This is a genomic window from Phocaeicola sp. (genome assembly GCF_057861905.1).
This window is the reverse complement of the sequence record NZ_DBMACV010000110.1, coordinates 1-6493: the sequence shown is the minus strand read 5'-3', so window position 1 is coordinate 6493 and position 6493 is coordinate 1. Positions and strand designations below refer to the sequence as shown.

Here is a 6493-nt window from a genome sequence, read left to right as displayed (position 1 = left end):
TCGCCCATCATCCTTTTCGCGGCTATCATCTGGTATCTTAAAATTTTTCAGAACGGCAAGTATTGCACGTTCCCCCATGCCATCGAGTTCCTGAACCGCCGCTATGAGGATATTTTCCCGATTCTGACCTCTTATCCCGAACTGGAGAACTATCTCTCACCGTTCATGGACGCATGGCTCGGAGGGGCTGCCGAGCAGTTGATGGGGCAGATCGCATCGGCGAAAATTCCACTGTCACGCATGATTTCCCCGCAGCTCTATTGGGTGATGTCGGACAGCGAGTTCACGCTGGACATCAACAATCCCGAAGAGCCGAAAATCCTCTGTGTGGGCAACAATCCGGACCGTCAGAACATTTACGGGGCGGCTCTCGGTCTGTATAATTCCCGTATCGTGAAGCTCATCAACAAGAAAGGGATGTTGAAGTCGTCAGTTATCATCGACGAGCTTCCGACGATATATTTCAAGGGGCTGGACAACCTTATCGCCACCGCACGAAGCAACAAGGTTGCCGTATGTCTGGGATTTCAGGATTTCAGCCAGTTGGTGCGTGACTATGGCGATAAAGAAGCCAAAGTCGTGATGAATACTGTCGGAAATATCTTCTCCGGTCAGGTGGTGGGCGAAACCGCCAAGACGCTTTCGGAGCGGTTCGGAAAGGTGTTGCAAAAACGGCAGTCTATCTCTATCAACCGGCAGGACGTTTCTACATCCATCAACACGCAGATGGACGCGCTTATCCCGCCGAGCAAGATTTCCGGATTGACGCAGGGCATGTTTGTCGGTTCGGTGTCCGACAACTTCAACGAGCGTATCGAGCAGAAGATTTTCCACTGTGAGATTGTCGTGGATGCCGAGAAGGTGAAACGCGAGGAGAAAGCCTACAAGCCGATACCCATCATTACCGACTTCACGGACGAGGATGGCAAAGACTGCATGAAGGAAACAGTGCAGGCGAATTACAGGCGCATCAAGGAGGAGGTGAAACAGATTGTTCAGGAAGAGTTGGAACGCATCGCTAATGACGAAAATCTGAAACATCTGTTGCAGCAGAAATAGCCGACAGGAGGCAGTCGGTAACGGAAACGGGCGGGACAAGTTTGATACCTTGTTCTGCCCCGTTATAAGCATATTATTACCAAGTAGTTAAATATAAAGCAAAAAACAGATGATGGCAAACAATATCGCATCATCTGTTTTTGCTTAGAACAATTTATTTCTCCAACAATCGATATCGTCTGATGGAACGGCTATCCATAACATTTTTTTAGGTCGTGTACATGCAACATACACAATGCGGAGTTCTTCATTATTGTCAACAGAATACTTTGCAGGATTATTCAAAATCGTTGCATAGTTCGTGCTGACAGCTTTTTTAGATAGAAATACTAAAATAGCCTCCAATGTCATGCCTTTTACCGAATGAATTGTTTTCAGGTAAGGTCGCTCTTGCCGAAAGAGATGATTTACTGTTCTAAAAAGCGATTCAATACGGACATTCGCCTTGCCCAAATCAACAGTTAGATTTATGCCCGTTTGTTGAAGTTCCGTAATCCAATTAGACAGTGTATTATTCGTTGAAGGTAATTTTTGAATAAACTCAACCATTTCTGCTCTATGTCTTCTAAACCCTACTTCCCCTATTTCTTTTCGTATTGTACTTGCGGGAACATACCGTACTCGCTTTGTTATTTTATAGCAACCTTTTTCTATAAGAGATAGTCCGTCAGTATATTTTCCATGATCAATCAAATATTTTCCATATACAATATCTCTAACGCCGTAGTGTCCGTTTATCCACGGACTATTCTGTCTTGATGAGCTATCATTGTTTACTAATCCAAAGTTTGTTTCGCCAAACTTTTGTCCTCGAAATACAACTGCATATTCAGATTCATCCAATCCCATCTCATTGCATTTTTCGATGAAATGATTCGTAATTTGATTGACAGATTCCGGCGTGTCGAGATGCCCTTTAATACATGGCTCGTCTGTGTAATCCTTGTCACTTGCTATTGAACACATTTCATTTCCTGAGAAACGATTAGCTAATTGACATATTTTTTCGGAGCTACGTCTATTTTCCGACAAATCCAATGAATGCCAATCTGGATTATTGTATTTTTCCATAAATAAATGTGGACTGGCAGTATTCCATTCAAAAATTGCTTGGTCAGGATCCCCAATCAACATAATAGATTCCGCTCCATATTGAGATAATTTATCAATTATAGCCATTTGCAACTCTGTTGTGTCTTGAGCTTCATCAATTATCAATATAGGAAATCTACGGACAAGATTTTGTGTTATTGAAGGATATTTATCTAATATTCTGAATGTAAAATATATCGCATCTGCCTGATTGAACTTGCCTGCATTGAAATGTTTCCATTTCATCTCTTTCAATTCAGATATAATCTTTTTAGGTGAACCATCTTTCTTATTGGGATTATCCCAATCCGCTTTTCCGAAATGATATGACTGATATGGGGCTAATCGCAATAATTGGTCATTAAGCCCAAATGATATGAGATCGAAATAGTAGTTGGTATCACGAGATGTAATTATTCGTTCACCGTGCTTACCCCTAATATATCTTGTTTGGGTCGGATCATAATCAAACCATTTATTAAATGCGGTTCCTACTATTTCAGGACGACAATCACATCCCATAACTAAATGGGCATAAGGCAGAAATATGTAAGTATTTATAAAACTATCAATCGTCCCTATAAATGAAGGATAACCTATATTTCGACAACCGAATGTCTCTTTAAGTTCTTTTTGTATAACCTCACATGCAGTGTTGGTAAAAGATATGGCTGCAATTCCTCGGTGTCTCGATAAATTATTCTCTCGTAAAAGTTTTGCCATACGCGCAGCCACAGAGAAAGTCTTTCCACTTCCCGGACAGGCTTTCACGACAATTCTCGGCTCGTTGCAACCTACAACAGCTTGTTGTTGTGCTGATAATTGAATATCCATACTTTTATTCTGAAGGGGCTATGAACAAAATAGCATCCTTTATATAATCAGGTACATCGAACGCTACTTCGGTTTCTAATCTATCACAAAGTTGTAATGCAAATTCCGCTTTATCTTTATTAGATTTGAGTTTTTTCATTAAAGTAGAGACATTAAAATCACCACTTAAATCATCTGTTTGAGCATGTATTTTTCGATATACATCTCGCATTATAGCTTTGTTACGCTCAGATTGTTCGAATAAATCATGCTCAAGAGTGTGTGTAGCCAAACATACTTTCAGGTTATGTTTCTCTAAATCCTTTGCTTTTTGCGCTCTGTCAGATATATCTCCATTGTCTTTGGGATCGCTGTCTGTAATGATCGCACATTTCGACAATAGTCGCTTTCTCTCATCATCATTGTTAAATAATAACCCAAAATGATTGAATGCGACACCTCCGATATTGACTAATTCAATGCCACTTTTACACAAGTCGATTTTTTCGGTCAAGAATTTCTTTGCGAGAATGGGTATAATAATCGCTTCTGCGACACCTTCTACCAACAACACTCCGTTAGCAAAAAATAATTGAGCTTTTGTCGTGTCCAAGAATTTTCGCAAATGTCGTTTACTTTCTTTCGGATAATCATCTTCCGATAATTCATCAAATGAAAATGACTGTATAATACTTTGTTTACGTTGCAAAATGGAAATATTATTGACATCCGATTTAGCCGTAATTGTCGGTGAGTGCGATGTTACAAATACTTGAAGTCCTTTGCTTTGTAATTCATTTAGATACTCGAAGAAAGTATTCTGATACTGTGGATGCAAGTGTGCTTCGGGCTCTTCCACAAGTAAAGCGTTGTAGATTTCCAAAGCATGGTCTTCGCATCTGTTGATAAGATCTCCTAAGACAACGGATGTGAAAATAAGATTGTTTTCACCTAAACCATTTTGAGATAGGGTAAAGTATTTCTGTTCTTGTCCGGCTTCGACTGTTTTATAAACCGGACATTTTAATTCGATACCACGTACAACATCCGAGAACTCTCGGCCTACATAGCGCATTTCTATATCAGGATGTTTTAGAGTTATTCCTGTACCTTCAAGATGCTCATTAACTTTGCTCTTTCCTGTAGTTAAAATATGTTTCCAATCATAAGCATCATTCTCGAAGATTTGGTATAGATTTTTTGCAAGTGATTTTTTCTTTTCTTCATTCAGAGGTATGCTTTCGTTGCCTTTGTCATATTTTGTAAGTTGGTTGAATAACTGCGATGTTTTATTGTCATATGAATAAGGTCGCAGACAACTTACGGCATCTCTTAGTGGACTTAAATAGGTATAAAAGATTTCTTGTAAAGATTCATAAGGTACTTGCTGCCCTTCGTTGTCTCCACCCCATATTATTCGTTTGAAATATTTTTTCTTCCCATTATTTTCTTGGATGAATTTCAAATGCAACTGTATCGTTTGCTTGTCAGGATTGTCTTTATCTTGTGATATGAAATCATAGAAACATTCCCTTTCAATTGACGCATCTCCAAATTCAAATATCAAGTCAAATTGTATGACTGTGTTGATTTCTGAAGGATTTTCCGGATTAACATGTAAATCTCCGTCTTGCACATAAATAAAGTTATCTGGTTTACCGCATCCGAGACATATACGTAAGGCATCTATAATTGCGGTTTTTCCCGAATTATTTTCTCCAATCAGTATATTTATACCATTCTTGAAATACAAGGTGATATCATCGAATACTCTAAACTTACTAATATGCAACCGGCTTAAATACATACTCTTATAAATTTTTACATTACACAAATTCTAAATAATTTTCCCTGTTCACCACATGAAACTCTACGTGTGGATATGCTTCTTGAAATACTTTTGGAACAGTCGGCATCTTGTTCCCCCATTTAAATTCCAATGCGGTCAGATTATTAGGATTCTCTTCGATAAGATCAATCTCTTGTTTATCGTAAGTACGCCAAAAATAGAACTCCTTATGCAGCCCTTCGTTGAAATTCGCCTTACGACGCTCTCCGATGATATAGTTCTCCCACAATGCACCAACATCCTGCCGAATAGCCAATGGTGAAAAAGCACCTATAATAGCATTTCGAATGCCATTATCATAGAAATACCACTTCCCAGCTTTCGTCACCTCCTTGCGAAGATTGCGCGAGTAAGCCCCAAGACGATATATAACGAATACTTTCTCCAAGAGGTCAAGATATTTTTCAACTGTTGTTTTGCTCATGCTGAGCTGTTTACCTAACTCATCGTAAGAAACTTCACTGCCCAACTGAAAAGCTATCAATCGAAGCAGATCGCGCATCTTGCTCGAATTTTTTAAGCCGTCAATTGCTAAGATATCTTTAAGCAGGTATGCACCTACAATATCGCGTAAATAGTCTGTTTTACGTTCATAGTTCTCCATCATTACTACTTCAGGATATGAACCGTAAATTAAACGGGCTTCAAGATTCTGACGAGTTTCAAAAGGGGTTTCTATTTGTGCTATTTCCCGTTGCGAAAAAGGAGTAAGTAAAAATTGCGTACTGCGACCTACCAACGGTTCACCAGTCTTATTCAGTAAATCGAATGATGAAGAACCACTTGCCAAGACGCTTATTCCCGGTATTTCATCAACTATCAACTTCAGAATACTACCGATTTGTGGTATGTTCTGTGCCTCATCAATAGCCAGCAAATCAATACCATCCAGCAAATGTCGATAATTGGCAATTGAGCGATTCTCCAAAAGTGCTAATGTGTCGTAGTCTTCACCGTTGAGCATCATAGTCCTACCTGAATAGTTGTCCACAATTTTACGCATCATTACCGTTTTACCAACACGGCGGGCACCAAAAATTAATACTGCTTTATTGGGCGCGATTCGTGCAGTAATCTTCTCTTGAAGTATTCTATTTACTGTTTCCATACCTTTATGAATTATAGTGCAAAGATAATCATAATTTTTTAATTGGCGAATTTTACACAAAAAACAAACTGCAAAGTGGCGATTTTTATAGATCAATCTTAAAGTAGTTGTTTCATCGTTCGTAGTAATTATAAATGCTAATAGCACTAATTGTTCTATTATTTCCCAGACATAATGTTTTGCAGTTTATCTTTATCGGATTGAAAGGTTTCATATAGAACTAATTAGTATGTAATCAAATATAAACTAAAAAGACAGGAATACATGCATCCTGTCTTTTTATTTATAATGGATATTTTTTATCTTCTCATGCGCTCCATTTCTTCGTCGCGGAGCATTCTCTCGTTCAGTTTCTCCTGCATTCTGTTAAGGAAATAGGTGCGGCTTTCGTTCTTCCGGCGTTTGATGTCTATATAGAAGCGGTAGCAGTCCTTTGATTCAACCCCGAAAATCTTGTAGAGAAGCGGGGCCAGCTGTTTGAGCGGCATGTTGCCGTTGTTGATGCAGCCCATCTCGTTGATGCCGTAGATAAGTTCCACGAGGTCGATGGCGTTGCCCGTCCATTGCAGGGG

5 protein-coding genes are annotated in these 6493 nt (G+C 39.2%); 1 reads left to right on the top strand and 4 read right to left on the bottom strand.

The window, feature by feature from the left end:
• A partial coding sequence (locus ACZM60_RS14140) for a TraM recognition domain-containing protein (RefSeq protein ID WP_489521811.1) occupies positions 1–1059 on the top strand: 1059 nt, incomplete at its 5' end.
• A gap of 144 nt (positions 1060–1203) precedes the next feature.
• On the opposite strand, the gene ACZM60_RS14135 is transcribed toward ACZM60_RS14140, so the two are convergent.
• From ACZM60_RS14135 to ACZM60_RS14120, 4 genes are all read right to left on the bottom strand, one after another.
• Positions 1204–2985, bottom strand: coding sequence for a UvrD-helicase domain-containing protein (locus ACZM60_RS14135; protein ID WP_005944188.1), 1782 nt, complete (start codon positions 2983–2985; stop codon positions 1204–1206).
• Between the two features lie 4 nt (positions 2986–2989).
• A complete protein-coding gene (locus ACZM60_RS14130; RefSeq protein WP_005944191.1) occupies positions 2990–4771 on the bottom strand; it encodes an ATP-dependent nuclease in 1782 nt (593 codons plus the stop codon).
• Between the two features lie 19 nt (positions 4772–4790).
• Positions 4791–5921 (bottom strand): ATP-binding protein, encoded by a 1131-nt coding sequence (locus tag ACZM60_RS14125; RefSeq protein WP_005944193.1) that lies wholly within the window; start codon positions 5919–5921, stop codon positions 4791–4793.
• Between the two features lie 299 nt (positions 5922–6220).
• A partial coding sequence (locus ACZM60_RS14120) for an RteC domain-containing protein (RefSeq protein WP_487702986.1) occupies positions 6221–6493 on the bottom strand: 273 nt, incomplete at its 5' end.

What these genes read in the sequence shown, in the direction of transcription:
- ACZM60_RS14130 (WP_005944191.1), bottom strand. Translation starts at nt 4,771, where the DNA reads ATGTATTTAAGCCGGTTGCATATTAGTAAGTTTAGAGTATTCGATGAT.
- ACZM60_RS14125 (WP_005944193.1), bottom strand. Translation starts at nt 5,921, where the DNA reads ATGGAAACAGTAAATAGAATACTTCAAGAGAAGATTACTGCACGAATC.
- ACZM60_RS14135 (WP_005944188.1), bottom strand. Translation starts at nt 2,985, where the DNA reads ATGGATATTCAATTATCAGCACAACAACAAGCTGTTGTAGGTTGCAAC.